The 16,845-nt window shown below is 46.9% G+C and carries 20 protein-coding genes; 11 read left to right on the plus strand and 9 right to left on the minus strand.

All coding sequences use genetic code 11. The features are described 5' to 3' along the window. Positions 1–12 precede the first annotated feature (12 nt). The 9 genes from P8H32_RS03620 (at position 13) to P8H32_RS03660 (ending at position 6,144) form a co-directional block, all read left to right on the plus strand. Positions 13–552, plus strand: coding sequence for a PepSY domain-containing protein (locus tag P8H32_RS03620; protein ID WP_301088490.1), 540 nt, complete (start codon positions 13–15; stop codon positions 550–552). Between the two features lie 79 nt (positions 553–631). After that, positions 632–1,402 carry a DUF1499 domain-containing protein gene (locus P8H32_RS03625; protein ID WP_301088491.1) on the plus strand — a complete coding sequence of 257 codons (771 nt, stop codon included), beginning with the start codon at positions 632–634 and terminating at the stop codon, positions 1,400–1,402. Positions 1,403–1,589: 187 nt separating this feature from the next. After that, complete coding sequence (locus P8H32_RS03630) at positions 1,590–2,051, plus strand: chemotaxis protein CheX (protein WP_297293270.1); 462 nt, start codon at positions 1,590–1,592, stop codon at positions 2,049–2,051. A gap of 16 nt (positions 2,052–2,067) precedes the next feature. Next, a complete protein-coding gene (locus P8H32_RS03635) occupies positions 2,068–2,703 on the plus strand; it encodes a methyltransferase domain-containing protein (protein WP_297293269.1) in 636 nt (211 codons plus the stop codon). Between the two features lie 59 nt (positions 2,704–2,762). Continuing rightward, positions 2,763–2,960 carry a YqaE/Pmp3 family membrane protein gene (locus P8H32_RS03640; protein WP_297293268.1) on the plus strand — a complete coding sequence of 66 codons (198 nt, stop codon included), beginning with the start codon at positions 2,763–2,765 and terminating at the stop codon, positions 2,958–2,960. A 33-nt stretch (positions 2,961–2,993) separates the two neighbouring features. Further along, positions 2,994–3,647 (plus strand): DUF2959 domain-containing protein, encoded by a 654-nt coding sequence (locus tag P8H32_RS03645; RefSeq protein ID WP_301088492.1) that lies wholly within the window; start codon positions 2,994–2,996, stop codon positions 3,645–3,647. Between the two features lie 240 nt (positions 3,648–3,887). Further along, entirely contained in the window at positions 3,888–5,024 is a 1,137-nt protein-coding gene (gene dapE, locus P8H32_RS03650) for a succinyl-diaminopimelate desuccinylase (protein ID WP_297293266.1), read from the plus strand. Between the two features lie 8 nt (positions 5,025–5,032). Continuing rightward, complete coding sequence (locus P8H32_RS03655) at positions 5,033–5,890, plus strand: putative RNA methyltransferase (RefSeq protein ID WP_301088493.1); 858 nt, start codon at positions 5,033–5,035, stop codon at positions 5,888–5,890. Positions 5,891–5,892: 2 nt separating this feature from the next. Beyond that, positions 5,893–6,144: a hypothetical protein gene (locus P8H32_RS03660; RefSeq protein WP_297293264.1), complete on the plus strand. Its 252-nt coding sequence runs from the start codon at positions 5,893–5,895 to the stop codon at positions 6,142–6,144. A 20-nt stretch (positions 6,145–6,164) separates the two neighbouring features. Here P8H32_RS03660 and P8H32_RS03665 read toward each other — a convergent pair whose 3' ends face one another. The 5 genes from P8H32_RS03665 to fabV form a co-directional block, all read right to left on the minus strand. After that, positions 6,165–6,425, minus strand: coding sequence for a DUF5062 family protein (locus P8H32_RS03665; RefSeq protein WP_297293263.1), 261 nt, complete (start codon positions 6,423–6,425; stop codon positions 6,165–6,167). Between the two features lie 84 nt (positions 6,426–6,509). Further along, on the minus strand, positions 6,510–7,592 hold the full coding sequence (locus P8H32_RS03670; RefSeq protein ID WP_301088494.1) for an OmpA family protein: 1,083 nt from the start codon (positions 7,590–7,592) through the stop codon (positions 6,510–6,512). Positions 7,593–7,882: 290 nt separating this feature from the next. Then, positions 7,883–8,608: a GDSL-type esterase/lipase family protein gene (locus tag P8H32_RS03675; RefSeq protein WP_297292540.1), complete on the minus strand. Its 726-nt coding sequence runs from the start codon at positions 8,606–8,608 to the stop codon at positions 7,883–7,885. A gap of 42 nt (positions 8,609–8,650) precedes the next feature. Further along, positions 8,651–9,487 (minus strand): MBL fold metallo-hydrolase, encoded by an 837-nt coding sequence (locus P8H32_RS03680; protein ID WP_297292541.1) that lies wholly within the window; start codon positions 9,485–9,487, stop codon positions 8,651–8,653. Positions 9,488–9,581: 94 nt separating this feature from the next. Next, positions 9,582–10,772 carry an enoyl-ACP reductase FabV gene (gene fabV, locus P8H32_RS03685; RefSeq protein ID WP_301088495.1) on the minus strand — a complete coding sequence of 397 codons (1,191 nt, stop codon included), beginning with the start codon at positions 10,770–10,772 and terminating at the stop codon, positions 9,582–9,584. A 125-nt stretch (positions 10,773–10,897) separates the two neighbouring features. On the opposite strand from fabV, the gene P8H32_RS03690 reads away from it, so the two are divergent. Together P8H32_RS03690 and P8H32_RS03695 are read left to right on the plus strand one after the other, a co-directional pair. Beyond that, positions 10,898–11,476 carry a tRNA-(ms[2]io[6]A)-hydroxylase gene (locus P8H32_RS03690; RefSeq protein WP_297292543.1) on the plus strand — a complete coding sequence of 193 codons (579 nt, stop codon included), beginning with the start codon at positions 10,898–10,900 and terminating at the stop codon, positions 11,474–11,476. Positions 11,477–11,481: 5 nt separating this feature from the next. Continuing rightward, the gene (locus P8H32_RS03695; protein ID WP_301088496.1) at positions 11,482–12,774 is read left to right on the plus strand and encodes a hypothetical protein; all 1,293 of its coding nucleotides are present in this window, start codon (positions 11,482–11,484) and stop codon (positions 12,772–12,774) included. Here P8H32_RS03695 and P8H32_RS03700 read toward each other — a convergent pair. The 4 genes from P8H32_RS03700 to P8H32_RS03715 form a co-directional block, all read right to left on the minus strand. Further along, the gene (locus tag P8H32_RS03700; RefSeq protein WP_301088497.1) at positions 12,759–13,262 is read right to left on the minus strand and encodes a hypothetical protein; all 504 of its coding nucleotides are present in this window, start codon (positions 13,260–13,262) and stop codon (positions 12,759–12,761) included. The two genes, P8H32_RS03695 and P8H32_RS03700, sit on opposite strands and share 16 nt — an antisense overlap. Before the next feature lie 121 nt (positions 13,263–13,383). Next, positions 13,384–13,977 carry an LON peptidase substrate-binding domain-containing protein gene (locus P8H32_RS03705; RefSeq protein ID WP_301088498.1) on the minus strand — a complete coding sequence of 198 codons (594 nt, stop codon included), beginning with the start codon at positions 13,975–13,977 and terminating at the stop codon, positions 13,384–13,386. A gap of 2 nt (positions 13,978–13,979) precedes the next feature. Continuing rightward, positions 13,980–14,240 carry a YkgJ family cysteine cluster protein gene (locus P8H32_RS03710; protein WP_301088499.1) on the minus strand — a complete coding sequence of 87 codons (261 nt, stop codon included), beginning with the start codon at positions 14,238–14,240 and terminating at the stop codon, positions 13,980–13,982. Next, positions 14,237–16,810, minus strand: coding sequence for an MMPL family transporter (locus P8H32_RS03715; protein ID WP_301088500.1), 2,574 nt, complete (start codon positions 16,808–16,810; stop codon positions 14,237–14,239). The genes P8H32_RS03710 and P8H32_RS03715 overlap by 4 nt, the downstream gene beginning before the upstream one ends. Positions 16,811–16,845 lie beyond the last annotated feature (35 nt).

The raw sequence follows: 16,845 nt of genomic DNA on the forward strand, positions 1-16,845 counted from the left end.
AGAATGCAGCTAATGAAATTGCACGCTTTGCTGGCGGCTTTTATGTTACCCGTTGCCTGTATGTTTTTGTTTACCGGCGCATTGTACACTTGGGGAGTAAAGGGTAGTTACGACATCAAATACCATCCCATTCAATTGGACAGGCCTATTCAGCCAAATCTGGAAGAACTGGTTGTACTGGCACAATCTGAACTGCAAAAATTAGCCATCGCCACACCTTCAGGCGATGCCAAAATAAAAACAGCGGGCAATCACTTTACCCTGGAATGGACCGGCTCCAAAAAAGATATTGCCCTTGACCCTACCGACAATCCACTGATCGCCAGACTAACCGTCAAGCATACCAACTGGTATAGAAACCTGGTGCAGCTACATAAAGCCAAGGGCGGTATATTATTTAAAATTTATGCCGCTGGCTTTGCTATTGCACTGGCCTTATTGCTGATTTCGGGTTTTATCATGGCCTGGCAAACGCCGAAGTTACAGCGATTAACCCTGGTTACCTCACTATTAGGTATCGGGTCATTTATTACAGTGGTGTTATTGAGTTAATCTATAATCATGGTACAAACCTTTATCGGACGGTTCGATAGCCGGATAACCTTAATAACTCACCCGAGGAGAAAACCCCATGCCAACAGAGGCAACTAACGGCCCTTCAAAAGGCGCACTTCGAATTCGAAACCTGGCGATTGTGCTGCTTGTTTTATTACCGCTTTCAGCACTGGGGTCTCGGTTTGGTCTTTGGCCTTTTACTGTTGGCTTGCTGTTGCTAGCCATTGCCATGCTGGGCAGTTTACTGATCCAGATTATCACCGCGATTTGGCTATTCCGTAAACCCGCAGCAGGCACCAAAACCGCCCTGCGCTATGCCAGCCTGTTTGCCCTGCCACCACTGGTGCTGGTAGCGGCCTTTATGCGTGGTGATGACGCCACCAAAGCCGGTATCCACAATATCACCACCGACTATAACAACCCACCACAGTTTGTAGCAGCAGTAAAACAACGTGGTGAGAATAGTAATCCTTTAGCCTATACCCCTGAAATTGCCGCCATTCAAAAGGAGTTCTTCCCCGAGGTAGCTTCATTAAACTCAGAGCTGACCCCGGCAGAAGCTTTTGCCAGGGCCGTGACCACTGCTGAAACCATGGGCTGGGTAATTTATGCACAGGATGAAACAACAGGCAGAATTGAAGCCGTTGAAACCACTTTCTGGTTTGGCTTTAAGGACGATATTGTTATTCGTATTAACTCCGCAGAGGGTGAAGAGGATGGAGGAACTGGAGAGACTCGCAGTATCATTGACCTGCGCTCAGTATCACGGGTTGGGCGAAGTGATTTGGGCGCCAATGCCAAACGCATTATGAGCTTCCAGACTCTCTTTGCTGACTCTAACAAATAAGTAAAGTCTCAGGTAAAGAACGGCAATGACCTTAGCCGCATTCAACTGAAAACTTTTATTTTTTATCAGTTGTGTGAACCCTATTGCTTTGTTGCAATCACTAAGCTGCATCATCCCCGGATATTGTACAAACCACAAAAGCCCAACTAGTCTTTAGTAACGAACAAAACAAAAGCCCTTCTGCTTTATGAACGTTAAATATATCAACCCCTTATTGGAATCTACAATTAGTGTGTTGGCCACCATGGCGATGGTTCAAGCGAAACCGGGCAAACCTTCTCTTAAGCAAGGACAGCAAAGTCTGGGGGATGTCACTGGCATGATTGATTTGGCAGGGCAAGAGGTCAACGGTTCTCTGGCGATCGGTTTCTCGGAGCCTGCCATACTAGATATTGCCGAAAAAATGCTGGGTGAACGTGTTAGTGTTATCGACGATACCGTATTGGATGTGGTGGGAGAAATTACCAATATGATTACCGGTAGCGCCAAACGCCTCTACTCGGAACAGGGTATAGAGTTTGATCTTACCTTACCCTCAATCTGGTCAGGCAACGACAAAATCATTGAACATAAAGTTAAAGGCAACCCAATTATACTTCCCTTTGATACCACGGCGGGGCAATTTTATCTCGAGCTATGCTTTAGCTAGCTAAAAATCAAATATTATGCAAAAAAACACAGCAAACCCTCTAGAAAAAAATACTCGCACTGCCTTTGGCGTTAAAATTCTCACGTCGCAGCATAAAGATATTCGCCGTATCAAACGGGAACAAGATTCCCCGTCGATTCATGGTAATAAATTTTGGGGTTCCAGTTATTTAATGATGGATTACCTGACAGAAAACCCACCGGAAAAGGGTTCTAAGGTTTTGGAACTGGGCTGCGGTTGGGGCTTGGCAGGTATCCACTGCGCCAGGCATTTCGACGCTAAAGTAACAGCGGTAGATGCCGATAATGCCGTGTTTCCTTATCTGCATTTGCATGCCGAACATAATGCGGTGGATATCACCACCCAGCAAAAGTATTTTGAAAAAATTACCAACAAACAATTAGCCCAGTATGATTTAATTATTGCTGCCGATGTTTGTTTTTGGGATGAACTGGCCGATACGGTATATCAACTGATCAAGCGCGCCTGCGAGGCAGGAGCCGGGAAAATCGTCATTGCTGACCCTGAGCGCCCTCCTTTTTTTACTATGGCTGAGCGCTGTATAGATGAGTTTTATGGGGAACTGGAACACCGTCAGGTCGATGAACCCCGTCGTGCCACCGGGGCCTTGCTGGTGATTGAGAACGCCTAAAGCTTCACAGCCCTGTTGATTAGTTCTACAATAATCCAACCTCAAGAAAGGAGATCATCATGCGTCTACTACTTGCATTACTTCTACCCTGGCTACAATTTTTCACTATTGGTCGCCCTATAGCGGGCATTATCTGCCTGATACTGCAACTCACCTTAGTTGGCTGGATTCCCGCAGCCATTTGGTCCGTCTACGCCCTGAGCCAATATAAGACCGACCAGAAAATTGAAAATGCCTTGGGCGACAATAAAGACTAAACCCTACATCCCGTTATTTTTGCAGGTGCTCTTATGTCAACAAAGCCATTAGCCATACTCTTTATCGTTGTACTGGGTGTTTTCCTCTGCGGCTGCGAAAGCACCTACTACTCCGCCATGGAGGAAGTGGGTTATCACAAACGGGATATCCTGATCGACCGTATTGAACAAGCCCAGGAAGCCCAGATCGAAGGACAGGAGCAATTCAAATCCGCCCTTGAGCAATTTAAGTCGGTAGTGAACTTTGATGGCGGCGAACTGGAAGAAGTCTATAACCAGCTTAACGATGAATATGAAAACAGCGTTGAAGCCGCTGAAGAAATTAGCAACCGTATTGAAAAAGTCGATTCTGTGGCCAGCGCGCTATTTGATGAATGGAGTGATGAACTCGACCAATATACCAGCACCAACCTGCGCAGAGACAGCGAAAGAAAGCTAAAGGAAACCCAGCGTCGCTATAAAAACCTGCTCAACGCCATGCGCAAAACAGAAAAGTCGATTGACCCTGTACTCAACACCTTGCGGGACAACACCCTCTATCTAAAACACAATCTGAATGCCAGGGCCATCAGTTCACTTAAAAACGAACTGGGTACGGTTAATAAAAACGTTAACGCCTTAATCGATAATATGGAACAAGCCATCCGGGAATCTGACGCCTTTATCAAGCAGCTAAAACAAGGATAAACCACCATGATTAAAAACTTCTGGCCCCACTGATCGCATTAACTTTAAGCAGTCCCCAACATGGCTGAAGTGGAATGGTGGTTTTATTAAACAAGAAGCTTATAATAACCGCCGCCCCCGCGAAGGCGGGGACCCGGACTGCATGCTTATGCTGCTATTCCCGCCACCGCGGTAATGACGTTTCTTCGCAGGAATGAGGTCTGGCAAAACACCCCAATCAACATCAACATCAGGCATCCAATGACAGCACTAACACCCACCCTTGAACTGACCCTCGACCTTATTTCACGAGCTTCAGTAACCCCTGAGGATGAAGGTTGCCAGCCATTAATGATCGAACGCCTGGCGGCTGTAGGTTTTAAAGCTGAAATACTGCGCTTTGGTGATGTCGATAACTTTTGGGCCGTTCACGGTGATGAGGGCCCTATTCTGTGTTTTGCAGGCCATACCGATGTAGTACCCACCGGGCCTGTTGAACAGTGGCAACACCCACCGTTTGAACCAGTTATCGAAGACGGCATGCTCTATGGTCGTGGGGCCGCCGATATGAAGGGCAGCCTGGCGGCGATGGTTACCGCCTGTGAGCGTTTTGTAACAGCACACCCCAATCATAAAGGCCGTATTGCCTTCCTGATTACCAGTGATGAAGAAGGCATAGCCATTAACGGCACTGTTAAAGTGATGGAATGGCTGGAACAGCAAAACGAAAAAATCACCTGGTGTGTGGTGGGTGAACCCTCCTCCTCCAATCAGGTTGGCGATGTGATTAAAAATGGACGTCGTGGTTCCCTTGGCTGCGAGCTTACCGTCAAAGGTATCCAGGGCCATGTGGCCTACCCCCATCTGGCTGATAACCCTATCCACAAAGCCTCACCCGCTCTGGCAGAGCTTGCCGCAGAACCATGGGATAATGGTAATGACTTCTTCCCCGCCACCTCATTCCAGATTTCCAATATCAATGGCGGCACCGGTGCAACCAATGTCATTCCCGGTGACCTGAATATTATATTTAATTTCCGTTTTTCTACCGAGCTAACAGAAGAAGTACTGCGCCAGCGCACTGAAGCGATATTAGACAAGCATGAACTGGATTACGATATTCTCTGGAAACTGAGTGGCCAACCCTTCCTGACCTCGGAAGGTGATTTAATTGATGCAACGGTAAAAGCCATTCGTGATAGCGCCAATATCGACACCGAACTCTCTACTGCGGGTGGCACCTCAGACGGACGCTTTATCGCGCCTACTGGCAGCCAGCTGGTAGAGCTGGGGCCGGTTAATGCCACCATCCATAAAGTGGATGAAGCCATCGCGGCTGATGATTTAAATACTCTGTCTACTATGTATGAAAACATTATGGTTAACTTGCTCGCCTAGCACCTCTCATGCAAATTATTTGTCCATTATGCCAGCTGCCGTTAATCAAAGAGCAAATCAATAATAAACAAGGCCGCTGGTATTGCGACAACAATCACAGCTTCGATATTGCCAAACAGGGCTATACCAATCTACTGCCGGTACAAAATAAAAAATCCCGTTCACCGGGTGATGATGCCGAGATGGTGGCCTCACGCCAGCGGTTTTTAGCCAAAGAACTTTATGGCCCTGTTGCCACATCGCTAAACGGTCTTGTTAGCGACTATGTTAAAGCTCAGACATTAAACCAGGTCACGGTTATTGATGCCGGCTGTGGTGAAGGCTACTACACAAACAAAATTCAACAGGGCCTGATTGACTATCCCGGTGACAGCGAGATAGTTGGCGTTGATATTTCCAAACATGCGGTACTGGCTGCAGCCAGGCAACATAAAACCATTCAATGGTTTGTTGCTAAAAGCCAGGCCATTCCCGTTGCAGAACACTGCGCCGATATTCTGGTTAGTCTATTTTCCCCTATTGCCAGTGAAGAATTTCAACGCTGCCTAAAATCCAATGGCTTATTGATTATCGCCAGTACTGGAAAACAACATTTATTGGAATTGCGTGAAATTATTTATCCGCAAGTTAAAGAAGAAGCCTTTAATCCACAAACGGCTTTAGATACTTGTTTTAAACCACTAAACAGCACCCGCATATGCCTGCCTATTGAGCTTGGTGATAACAGCACTATACAAGACCTGCTGGCTATGACTCCCCACTTTTGGCGGGCTTCGCCAGAGCGCAAACAATTGTTAGCCGATATAGACCATCTATCGGTCACCATTGATATTCAGTTACACTGTTTTATCAATACTGGGAAATAGCCATGCATAAAACCTTGCAGGCCCTGATCAACAATCAACCTAAAATCTTAAGGCTCTATGCCCTTGGCGCACTGCTATTTTTTATTGGTATTGGTTTTATTCAATCAGCAGATAAACTGATGGACCCTTCCATAGAACAAGAGGGCTATGCTTTATTAGGGCTTATCGTTGGCGGCAGTGGTTTTGTGATTGCGCTAACTGCCCAAGTGTTTTTAATTATTTATCGCTTCCAAAAAATGGGCAATCGCGACTAACGATTTTGTTGTTTAGGCTGTTATTGCTTGAGTGGATGATCTTCCGGCAGTTGTCGATGTATCCAAAGGGCTAACTTATGCTTCATAGCTGGCTCTTTTTCCTCTCCCTTGGCCAGGGGCTGAATCAATTTATCATGAACCAACAAGCGATAAAGATATTCTACTTTGTCGTGGGAAGAATCCGTGCCTTCAAACTTACCCACGCCACGCTTCTGGGCATAGACATCGCCGACTTTGATGGCCTGCTTCACTAACTCCGCTTCGTTCTTTAGTTTTTTCAACGCTTATCCCTCAATGTCTTATTTATAAAAAAGGGCCTTTATCTTACGATAAAAGCCCTCTCCCATTAGCTGGCAGTCAACACTCTACTTTTCGACTTCCGCTTTTATCACCGCCACCACGCGACGGTTAGCAGCACGTCCTACTTTGCTATCATTGCTCTCAATGGGCTTCGCTTCACCATAACCTTTTGCGGTTAAGCGGTCAGCCGCAATACCAAAGCGCTCAACCAGCACCGCCATTACCGCATCAGCACGACGCTGGGACAGTGACTCGTTATAGCTGGCCTTACCAGTATCATCGGTATAGCCTTCAATGACTGCGGTTACATCGGCATATTGTTTTAAGAAGTTGGCCGCTTTTTCTACTTCAGCCATATAGGCTTCGGTGACTTCACTGGAATCGGTGGCAAAGTTTACATTGATCGCTATCTCTTCTGTAGAGGTCAGCACAAATTTACAACCGCGCTCATCAACCTGGCGGCCTGCCGGGGTATCAGGGCATTCATCTTTATAATCTGGAACACCGTCGCTATCGCTATCCAGTGCACAACCGTTAGCATCAACAGAAGCTCCAGTGGGCGTGTTAGGACATTGATCTTTGGAATCTGCAACGCCATCAGCATCAGCATCGACTGGCTCGGATTGCCTGGCAGCACCGTCAAAGGCATAGCTTAAACCCACCAGCAATAAGGTATCCTGGGTATCATCATCGTGACCATAAATCACTTTGGCATCAGCTTTTAATGACCACTTTTCAGTAAAGGCATAGCGGAAGCCCACACCGGCATCGTACTGGGTTTCGTTATCTTCACCGTTGTCACCATCAAATTCAGCATGACCAATACCGACTGCCGCGTAAGGATCAAACTTATCCATACGGCCAAAATAGTAAATCCCATCAATACCGTATTGCAGCAGATCAACATCACCGTTATCACCATCCGGTGAAGAATCCATAATGCGAATTTCAGAAGCCCAGTGCTCACCATAACGGTATTCCGCGCCAATCGATAATAATGGTTCACCATCCAGGTCTCTATCGCTATCAAAGTCCTGATAACCGATAGCGGGGTTGAGGTACCAGTTGCCTTCTTCAGCAATGGCCGTAACGGAAAAAGTCGTCAATGTAGCGGAAGCTAACAAGATAGCTGATGCGTAATTTTTCATAGGTCTCCCCTAAAATATATTTATAAAATCATTTTATAAACTAACAACATCGACATTGTAACGGCTGCAGCGATAACGGCAATTAAAACTTTCTGAGGGCTTGAACGTTAGGAAGGGAGTGAGGCCGCAACCCCCAAAGAACCGTCATTCCCGCGAAGGCGGGAATCCAGACTGCATGCTTATGCTGTTATTTCCGCACCCGGCTAAAGCACTCGAGGGCAGGCTGCGGAAATTGACAGCACTGGATTCCCGCCTTCGCGGGAATGACGTCTGGTGTATTTTGAAAACCATTATAAGTGATCAGTTAAAAAGGCCTTTATCGTACCCCCCCAAACTTTATAGCCTTCGGCATTATTATGCCTGCCGTCCGAGAGTAATAAAGTCGTATCAGGTATTGCCCCTGAAGTTAATAAGCTGGCGTTGGCATCCACAAAAAATACTTCTTCTCGCTGCTCAGCCAGTTGCTGTAAAAATTGGTTAACCTGCTGCAACTCAGGCCATAAGGGCCAGTTTTGAGTCGTGGGTTTTAGTGCCACTATAATAATTTTAGCGTCAGCTGCCGCTCCATTTAACCGATCCAGCAACTGTAAATATAAAGGCTTTACCTGCGCCAGGGTCTTGGCCTTGTTACCGTAAGCCGTCGTAAAATCATTACTACCGATATACACAACAATCGCTTTTGGCTTATAGGGTGTCACTAGACGGTTAACATAATAACTAAGATCAATAATCTTGGCGCCACCAAAGCCTCTGGAGAAAACGTCTAGAGGCCGCATATCTTCAGCCAGTGTATTCCATAGGCGAATGTTGGAATCACCCAGAAATAAAACAGCATTCTGTGGAGGTGGGTTTGTTTTATCTTCGGCCTCAAAATTGGCAATAACACTATCCCATACACGAGGGTCCTCGCTACGCATATTTTTACCCTCCTCCCGGAGCTGCAAAAACAGATAGGTCAGTATCATCACTAAAATCAGCGACAGGATAATCGCCACCCTGATACTTTTCATACGCATAATCGATGCTCTCTTTAGAATATTTTTTGCCGGCTCAACAAGCTAAAGCCAATGCCAGGTATCACCTTGAAGTTTTACCCGTTGTTCTTTCAATAATTTAATCAGGTGGGCATGCAATGAATAACTGGCTACCGGATGTAAGGCAGCGTCAACATCGTCGTACACCAGTGGAGTTAAGGTTTCCAGGGTACCAGTCTGGCGGTCACTCATCACCGTAACGACCTTGATTTCTCTGCCCAGACGGTGATTAATAATACCCTGAATTTCTTCAATAGGTTTTTCAATAATGGTGCCATGACCTGGGCCAAGTGCTTTTACAGGGTATGGCAGCAATAATCTCAGCGACTCGATATAGTCCTGCATATCACCGTGGGGCGGGATAATAACAACAGTGGAGCCTTGCATAATATGATCGCCGGTTAATAACAGGCCATCTTCTTCCACCAGAAAACACAGGTGATTGTTAACATGTCCGGGGGTGTGCAATGCTCGCAGGCTAAACTCTTCCGTTAGCCAAGACTCATCGTGCTGAAATGACTTTTGCGGTTTAAAGCTCTCATCCTGAAAACCATCATTTTCGCCCAGGGTATTGCCCATAATCACAGCGCCGGTTGCCTCAGCCAGTGCAACCGCCGCCGGAGAGTGATCGGGATGAGTATGTGTTGCCAGTATCCAGCGCAACTGATCACCGCAGGCTTGCAGTATGGCATCAATATGGGAAGGTTCAGCGGGGCCGGGGTCGATAACTGCGACGGACTGCTGCCCCACTAGATAAGTGTTAGTCCCGGAACCTGTCATTGGCCCGGGGTTGGGGGCAGTAATGCGCCTCACCCTATCACTAACCTGAACAAGTTGACCTGGTTCTATGCTATTAATCATAAGTTCTAATCATAGCCTCCAATCATATTCATCCTGGTTAATAAAAAACGGGATAATCAATATCCCGTTTTTAACTGTTTTAGCGCTATACAGGCTAGACCAGATTGTTGATGGGAACCACCGTATCAACATCGGCATCATAATCAACCCCATCAATCTCAAAACCAAACAGCTTTAAGAACTCATGCTTATAACCAGCCATATCACTCAATTCAAACATATTGTCATCGTTGATATTGTCCCAAAGCTCTTCAACCTTATCCTGAATTTCAGGGCGAAGCTCAAGATAGTCAGTACGTAAACGGCCTTCATCATCCAGTTTCGGGCTGGTGCCATAGAGGCTTTCACGGAATAGAAGATCAGTCTGCTCGATACAGCCCTGGTGACTGCCATCTTCTTTCATCACTTTAAATAGCAAGCCAAGATATAAAGGCATAACCGGTATTGCCGAGCTCGCCTGTGTAACTACGGCTTTAAGCACAGAAACCCGAGCGTCACCACCACGACCAGCCAACTTCTCGCGGATATTAATAACACGCTTGTCGAGATCCTGTTTAGCCTGGCCAATGGTGCCGTGCCAATAGATATCCCAGGTAACCTTTTCACCAATATAGGTATAGGCTGTGGTTTTAGCACCATCGGCCAATACACCGGCTTCATCCAGGGCATCGATCCACATTTGCCAATCTTCACCGCCCATCACCGCGACGGTATTATCAATTTCTTCCTGGCTGGCTGCGGTAACAGACACTTCTTTTAATATACCTTTGTCGGTATCCGCTGCGCGCTGTACCACATCTTTACCAATGGGCTTTAATGTAGAACGGTGCAGCTCACCGGTTTTAGGATGCTGGCGAACAGGAGAAGCCAAGCTATAAACCACCAGATCTACCTGACCTAAATCAGCTTTAATAGTCTCAATGGTTTTTTGTTTAATGTCGTCGGAAAAGGCATCGCCGTTAATGCTTTTTGCATACAGCCCTTCTGCCTCGGCATGTTTATGGAAGCCGGCAGAGTTATACCATCCCGCTGTACCCGGCTTTTTCTCAGTACCTTCTTTCTCAAAAAACAAACCCAGCGTTGCAGCACCGCTGCCAAAGGCCGCAGTAATCCGTGAAGCCAAGCCATAACCCGTAGATGCACCGATAACAAGAACCTTTTTGGGACCGTTTTCTACTGGGCCATTGGCCTTAACATAGTCGATCTGGCTTTTAACATTGGCCTCACATCCTGTTGGATGAGTGGTGACACAAAGGAAACCGCGCACACGAGGTTTGATAATCATAAAGAGTCCTTATTCGGTTATAAGACTGGGCATTAAACGCCCGATATTATAGACGCCTTGCGTGAGTAAACCACCCCTTTATAATGCCTTCTTCGCTAATTACCCCGATAAGAGCACTGCGAGCTATGAGTAAAATCAAACTGGCCTATGCCACCCCCAGTGAGTGGACCGAGACGGTACTGGCTGATTTTGACCGTTTTTTGCTCGATCATGCCGCCGCGGAGAAGAAGGCCTCAGGAATGGCGGTGTCGATGCTCTCTCACTACCCCGATCGAGTGGAGCTGGTGGAAGCTATGGCAGATCTCGCCGTTGAGGAGATGAGCCATTACCGGGAGGTGGTTAAAGTAATTCACAGCCGTAATAAGATCACCGCCAAGGACGACAAAGACCCCTATGTGAATGAATTTCGCAAAGCCTTGCGCAAAGGCAGCGATGACTATTTTCTGGACCGCTTATTGATTGGCGGCATTATTGAAGCCCGCGGCGCTGAGCGTTTTGGCTTGATCGCCGAAGCATTGGAACCGGGCCAGCTGAAAAAATTTTATACCTCTATTACCCGCTCCGAACAGCGCCACGAAGGCTTAATGGTGGATCTGGCCCTACTGTATTTTGAACAGGCTGAGGTCCTTAATCGCCTGCAAGAATTGATCGATATTGAAGCGGGTATTGTGGCTGCCCTGCCCTTACGCGCTGCACTGCATTAAATCCAATGAAGGCCCTCACGCAATATTTAAAGACTTACGCGGAGCCGGAAGTGCAGCAGCTTGAGGGATTTCCCAGTGGGTTTTCGCAAAGTATCGTTATTCCCTTTTACCGTGAAACAACGGCAACACTGCAACGTTTTTGTGATTTTGCCAAGCGCAATAGCCACTGTTTGCTGGTTGCTGTTATCAACCGCCCAGAGTCTAACCGAGACACTCAGTGGGCGGAGCTTTTGTTGGCGATGCCAACCATTAGTCAGGGACAAGTTTTATGGCAGTCAGCCAATAAACTACTACGGCTGATCGGGCTTGATAATCAATCAGGCATTTTGCTGGTTGACCGCTGTATTAAAGGAGCGGCCATTGCCGATAAGCAAGGTGTCGGGCAGGCCAGAAAGATCGGTGCCGATATTGCCTGCCAGCTAATCACCCAGGACTGTGTGACTTCGCCCTGGATCGCCAATACAGATGCCGATGCCATACTGCCGGATAATTATAGGGACACCCTGGCGGAATATAGCGCCGCCGATGATTATTCTGCCGCGCTGATTTTTCCTTACCAACATATTTTTGTCGATGATACACCCAGGCTGCCAACGTTATTGTATGAGTTTTCTCTGCATTATTATGTGGCGGGATTGCAATGGGCAGGCTCTCCCTATGCCTACCAGACACTGGGCAGTACCATTGCCATGCGTTATAACCATTACGCTATGGTGCGGGGATTTCCGAAACGTTCCGGGGCGGAAGATTTTTACCTGTTAAGTAAACTCGCTAAAACCGGCTCGATTATTTCCCTGCAACAGCCGGTGATAAAACTGCAGGCCAGAGAGTCTGACCGAGTGCCTTTTGGTACGGGGCCAGCAGTGACTGAATTAGCCGCTAACGAAAACCCTTTATTGATGCCGCTTTATCACCCTGACAGTTTTTATTATTTAAAATACTTTCTTGAGTTACTGGCGAAGCTTGCTGAAGATCAGTGTGACCTTACTACCGCCTGTGAAAAGTTTTCTACTATCGATGGGCTTGATACTGAACTGTTCGTTATCATTGCTGAAAAATTAAAATTATCCGCAGCCTTGACCCATTGCTACCAACAAGGCAAATCACCCGCCATACGTTTACAACACCTACACCATTGGTTTGATGGTTTTAAAACCCTGAAGTTTATTCATTTATTGCGAGGCTTGCAGTTACAGCCTGTTAGTTATCAGGACTGGCTAAAAGGAGATTACTCTTTTAAAGGGAACAACACCATGGATAGCTTAAGCCTGCGTATTGCAGACTACCCAACTTTCTGACGCTGGGCCAACTCGGCGGTTTGGCAAAAAGTTTGCTGCAAGATTAACGCATCATGGCTGGCACGGTGACGGGTATAGCCGAGCTCGGCGGTGACTTTCTCTTTGGTTTTATGCCAGATATCTACCTGACCATCCGATAACAAACTGCGCAGGGATTCCAGCCGAAATTGCTGGGGGAGTTCAGCCGCATCAAATAACAGGGCTATCCAGCTGCTGTCATTACCCCAGGCATCCGTATAAACAATCTGGCCCGCTAATTGTTCATTCAGCATCGTTGCAACCACGGCAGGTGCTTTACCATGCTCCAGCAATATTTCGCGGCTGATACCATGCAGTATTTCAGCCCTGGGGTCCCAGTGTTGCCACTGCGGCTCACGACGGATAATAGAGCAATTAACCTGCCCTTCTGTATTAGCCACACCCACTTCTATCGGGTAGCTACCTCGGCCTAATCCAGACGCTTCAACATCAAGAATAATGGGTCGCATAATGGTATTCCTGCTTTGCATGCAGTGCTTGGTGTAGCACCGTCCCGATGCGGTTTGATGATTATTGCATGGATAAATTATAGACAATATTGGTGGATATGTAAGAAATAAACCTAAGGCGTTACTGGTTATATTCGTCCAATAAATCCATTAGCTGCACCATGCGTAATTCGGGATCACTGATGGATAGCAATTCAAACTTTATCTTTTCATCAATGGGTAGCAACTGGGCTAACAGGCAGCTCATCGCGGCTATATCTTCAATAACAGGAGAGAGTTTTAATCGGGCAATATGGGGGTGGTCAAGCAGTTGCTTAAGCAGACCTTCCATTTCATCAGAATACTCTGGTAGCGAAATAATGGGCTCGGGCTCTACCCACTCTATATCAGCCATATGGAGCTTATCGTCGCGCTGGTGACTGGAGATAACTCGAAATTTTTTTGTGCCTGCAATGGTGACACCCAGCAAGCCATTGGGTAATGAATCCCAATCAACTATTTTGGCAAAGGTCCCCACCTGCGCTAAACGGGGGTCCAGTTCTTTTTCAGGCTGATAAAACTCACTACCCTCACGAAGCCAAACGACACCAAATCCGGAATCATGCTTAAGACAGGAACTGATTAAATCGAGATAGCGGGGCTCAAAAATTTGCAGGGGAATTTTACCACCTGGAAAAAGCACTGTACTTAAAGGAAACAGGGGGATGGTTTCCATGCTTATGACTCCGTTGCCTGTTCTAAGGCGTTAATCAGCTTGATAGCTTGCTGGCGGTTTTCACCACAGACGGAAGCTTCGGCTTGAAACTGCTCACATAGCAAAGGTCGCTCCGGTTTACCAAATAGCTGGCAACCATAACTTTCATCCAGATGCAGGCAACGCACTCCCGCCGGTTTTCCCTCGGGCATTCCGGGCATTGGCTCGTTAATGGAAGGCGCTATACAACAAGCGCCACAATGCTGCCGGCATTCAAAGCTCATGCGTCTTTTGCAAGTTCAACATTGGGGCCCAAAGGCTTAAAAGTAATCAGTAGTTGTGGCAATAATAATAACGCACCCATTAAAGCCGCAAACATGGCCGTACCGGTTAACAAACCAAAATAAATACTGGGGTTAAAGTTGGATAGCGCTAGTACTGAGAAGCCAATCACGATAATCACCGAGGTATAAAACATAGCCTTGCCAATGGAGCCATGGCAGCGATACATGGTCGCCACATAATTCTGGTCTTTGGCAAACTCACTGCGGAAACGATGGACGTAATGAATCGTATCATCCACGGCTATACCCACTGAAATAGCTGCAATGGTTACCGTCATGATATCCAGTGGAATGCCTGCCAGGCCCATACCACCCAGTACCATACCCGCCGCTAAAATATTGGGAGCCAGTGCAATCAGTGCAATGGGAAGGGAGCGGAATAACACGATAAACATTGCCAGGATGGCAATAAACACAGCACCCAGGGTTAAAATTTGTGAGCGGTACAAGCTTTGCAGCATATTGTTATACAGGACTAACATACCGGTTAGATGGATCTGTTCTTCTGCAAAACCCATGTCGTTAATCAGGTGCTCATGCACTTGCGCCAGTAATTCATCGCGCCTTAAGGTGCGGCTGGTTTCTTTTACTCGAACCGTGATCCGGGTTTGGTCAATCTCTTCATTTAAATAAGGGTGGATCAATATTTCATTGATATCCTCCGGCAATGCACGCTGAATTAAGGCCAGCTGAATATCATCAATACCGGTGGCTATAGTGCGCAAGGCTTTATAAGGCGTTGCCAGTGATAACACCTTGCCGGTCTCGGGTAATGAATCAAGATAATCGTGGACTGCTTCAATTCGGCTTAGGCCCGCGCGGTTAAACCAATAGCTGGGGTCTGCCGTTTCTTCATCGGCAAAGTCGTCGCTGAAATCATCACCAAAGTCGTCGCCACCGAAATCATTTTCAAACTCATCAAAAAAACCATCATCAATTACAGTTTCAACGACAGCCTCTTCAACCGCAACTTCAACCGCAACTTCAAAATCAGGCTCAGGGGCGGCATCAATAATCACTTCCAATGGAATGGTGCCACCCAACTCGGCATCAATCACTTCCATACCCTGATAAATTTCAGTGGTGTCATGGAAATAATCGATAAAGCGGTTTTCAACTTTTAACTGACTTATACCAAAGATACTGACAACGGCCAACAAAGCACCGCCCCATAAAATCAGCGAGCCATGACCTTCGGTAAATACAGCAAAACGTCTTGTTGTTGCGCTCTTGTTGTTATTAGAGGGAATACTTGAAGGCTTGCCCCATAGTAATAGCCCCGTGGGTAAAACAATAAAGGTAATCACTAACGAGGCTGTTACCCCAACCGTCATCATCCAACCAAAATCAATCACCGGACGAATACCACTGACAACTAAAGAAGCAAAGGCCACGATGGTAGTCAGCGCGGTATAGATACAGGGCTTTATCATCAGGAAGGTGGCATTTTTAACCAGTTCCTGTTGCGCTTGTTCCGGGTTGGCCGCCAGTAGTTCGCGGTAGCGCACCACTAAATGGATAGCGATGGATAGAGAGATAATTAAAAGAATGGCCACAAAGTTGGAGGAGATAATGGTCATGCGCCAATCCAGCAAGGTAATTAAGCCCAGCATAAAAGTAGCCGATAACAGGCAGCTTAATAACGGTAACACCACCCAAACCAAATGCCTGAAAATGACTGACATGGTGATAATAATAAACGTCACTATACCAATACCAAAAACCATCAAATCACTTTTCACAAAGCTGATCATATCGGTGGCAATCATCGGCACGCCGCCGAGGAATAAGGTGGCATTGTCGCGGTAGTTATCGAGTAGCACGCGCACTTTAGCTACCAGTACCGACTGCCTGTCATTGGCCATGACGGTATGGTTGCGAAGTTCCTGTACAATCTCTGCCAGCTCAGCCTCCAGTGCAGGCGTTGAACCGTTGCTGGCTTGCTGTTCCCAAATTTTATCCCGAGCGTTTTGCAGGGCGAAGTATTTTTCATCCCTAACCAGATTGACTTGCAAGGTGGTGGTTCGTCCATCGCTGCTGGTTAGCAGGTTTTTATAAATGGGGCTTTCTGCCAGCTCTTTCCTAACCAGCTCCTTGTCGATATTCGGGTTGCGTAAACTGCCAACAACGCCATCGGATACATCATCAAAGGTGACTTGCGGGCTGGCTAGTAGTGGCACATCCAAAATAGTCGTCACGGAAGAAACCCCTTCAAGGGCCGCTAGCTCTGTGCGCAGTTTATCCAGTTCGGCCAATACCGGTTTGGATAATAAATCTTGTTTGGGCTGATAGGTGACCAGCAAAAAATCTTCCGAGGCATAGCGGGTGCTGATTTCCCGAGAGTATTTCAGGGATTGATCGCCCTCCAGAACCAGGGCATCTGCCGAGGCATCCAATTTAAAATTGGGGATATGGGTGGCCAGCCAAGCGATCAAGCCTAATGAGAGTATCAGGGCCAACAGTGGGCGCCGTAAAATCAAAACGTCATAGATGGAAAAAATTTTACTCACTAAATGATCCTTACTACTGATTCTGTTACTGCTGT

The organism is Oceanicoccus sp. (assembly GCF_029238675.1).
Taxonomy (GTDB): domain Bacteria; phylum Pseudomonadota; class Gammaproteobacteria; order Pseudomonadales; family Dasaniaceae; genus Oceanicoccus.

Bases quoted from the DNA above. Each gene is read 5' to 3' on its own strand.
- P8H32_RS03620 (WP_301088490.1), top strand. From the start codon at position 13: ATGAAATTGCACGCTTTGCTGGCGGCTTTTATGTTACCCGTTGCCTGT.
- P8H32_RS03625 (WP_301088491.1), top strand. From the start codon at position 632: ATGCCAACAGAGGCAACTAACGGCCCTTCAAAAGGCGCACTTCGAATT.
- P8H32_RS03630 (WP_297293270.1), top strand. From the start codon at position 1,590: ATGAACGTTAAATATATCAACCCCTTATTGGAATCTACAATTAGTGTG.
- P8H32_RS03635 (WP_297293269.1), top strand. From the start codon at position 2,068: ATGCAAAAAAACACAGCAAACCCTCTAGAAAAAAATACTCGCACTGCC.
- P8H32_RS03640 (WP_297293268.1), top strand. From the start codon at position 2,763: ATGCGTCTACTACTTGCATTACTTCTACCCTGGCTACAATTTTTCACT.
- P8H32_RS03645 (WP_301088492.1), top strand. From the start codon at position 2,994: ATGTCAACAAAGCCATTAGCCATACTCTTTATCGTTGTACTGGGTGTT.
- dapE (WP_297293266.1), top strand. From the start codon at position 3,888: ATGACAGCACTAACACCCACCCTTGAACTGACCCTCGACCTTATTTCA.
- P8H32_RS03655 (WP_301088493.1), top strand. From the start codon at position 5,033: ATGCAAATTATTTGTCCATTATGCCAGCTGCCGTTAATCAAAGAGCAA.
- P8H32_RS03660 (WP_297293264.1), top strand. From the start codon at position 5,893: ATGCATAAAACCTTGCAGGCCCTGATCAACAATCAACCTAAAATCTTA.
- P8H32_RS03670 (WP_301088494.1), bottom strand. From the start codon at position 7,592: ATGAAAAATTACGCATCAGCTATCTTGTTAGCTTCCGCTACATTGACG.
- P8H32_RS03675 (WP_297292540.1), bottom strand. From the start codon at position 8,608: ATGCGTATGAAAAGTATCAGGGTGGCGATTATCCTGTCGCTGATTTTA.
- P8H32_RS03680 (WP_297292541.1), bottom strand. From the start codon at position 9,487: ATGATTAATAGCATAGAACCAGGTCAACTTGTTCAGGTTAGTGATAGG.
- fabV (WP_301088495.1), bottom strand. From the start codon at position 10,772: ATGATTATCAAACCTCGTGTGCGCGGTTTCCTTTGTGTCACCACTCAT.
- P8H32_RS03690 (WP_297292543.1), top strand. From the start codon at position 10,898: ATGAGTAAAATCAAACTGGCCTATGCCACCCCCAGTGAGTGGACCGAG.
- P8H32_RS03695 (WP_301088496.1), top strand. From the start codon at position 11,482: ATGAAGGCCCTCACGCAATATTTAAAGACTTACGCGGAGCCGGAAGTG.
- P8H32_RS03700 (WP_301088497.1), bottom strand. From the start codon at position 13,262: ATGCGACCCATTATTCTTGATGTTGAAGCGTCTGGATTAGGCCGAGGT.
- P8H32_RS03705 (WP_301088498.1), bottom strand. From the start codon at position 13,977: ATGGAAACCATCCCCCTGTTTCCTTTAAGTACAGTGCTTTTTCCAGGT.
- P8H32_RS03710 (WP_301088499.1), bottom strand. From the start codon at position 14,240: ATGAGCTTTGAATGCCGGCAGCATTGTGGCGCTTGTTGTATAGCGCCT.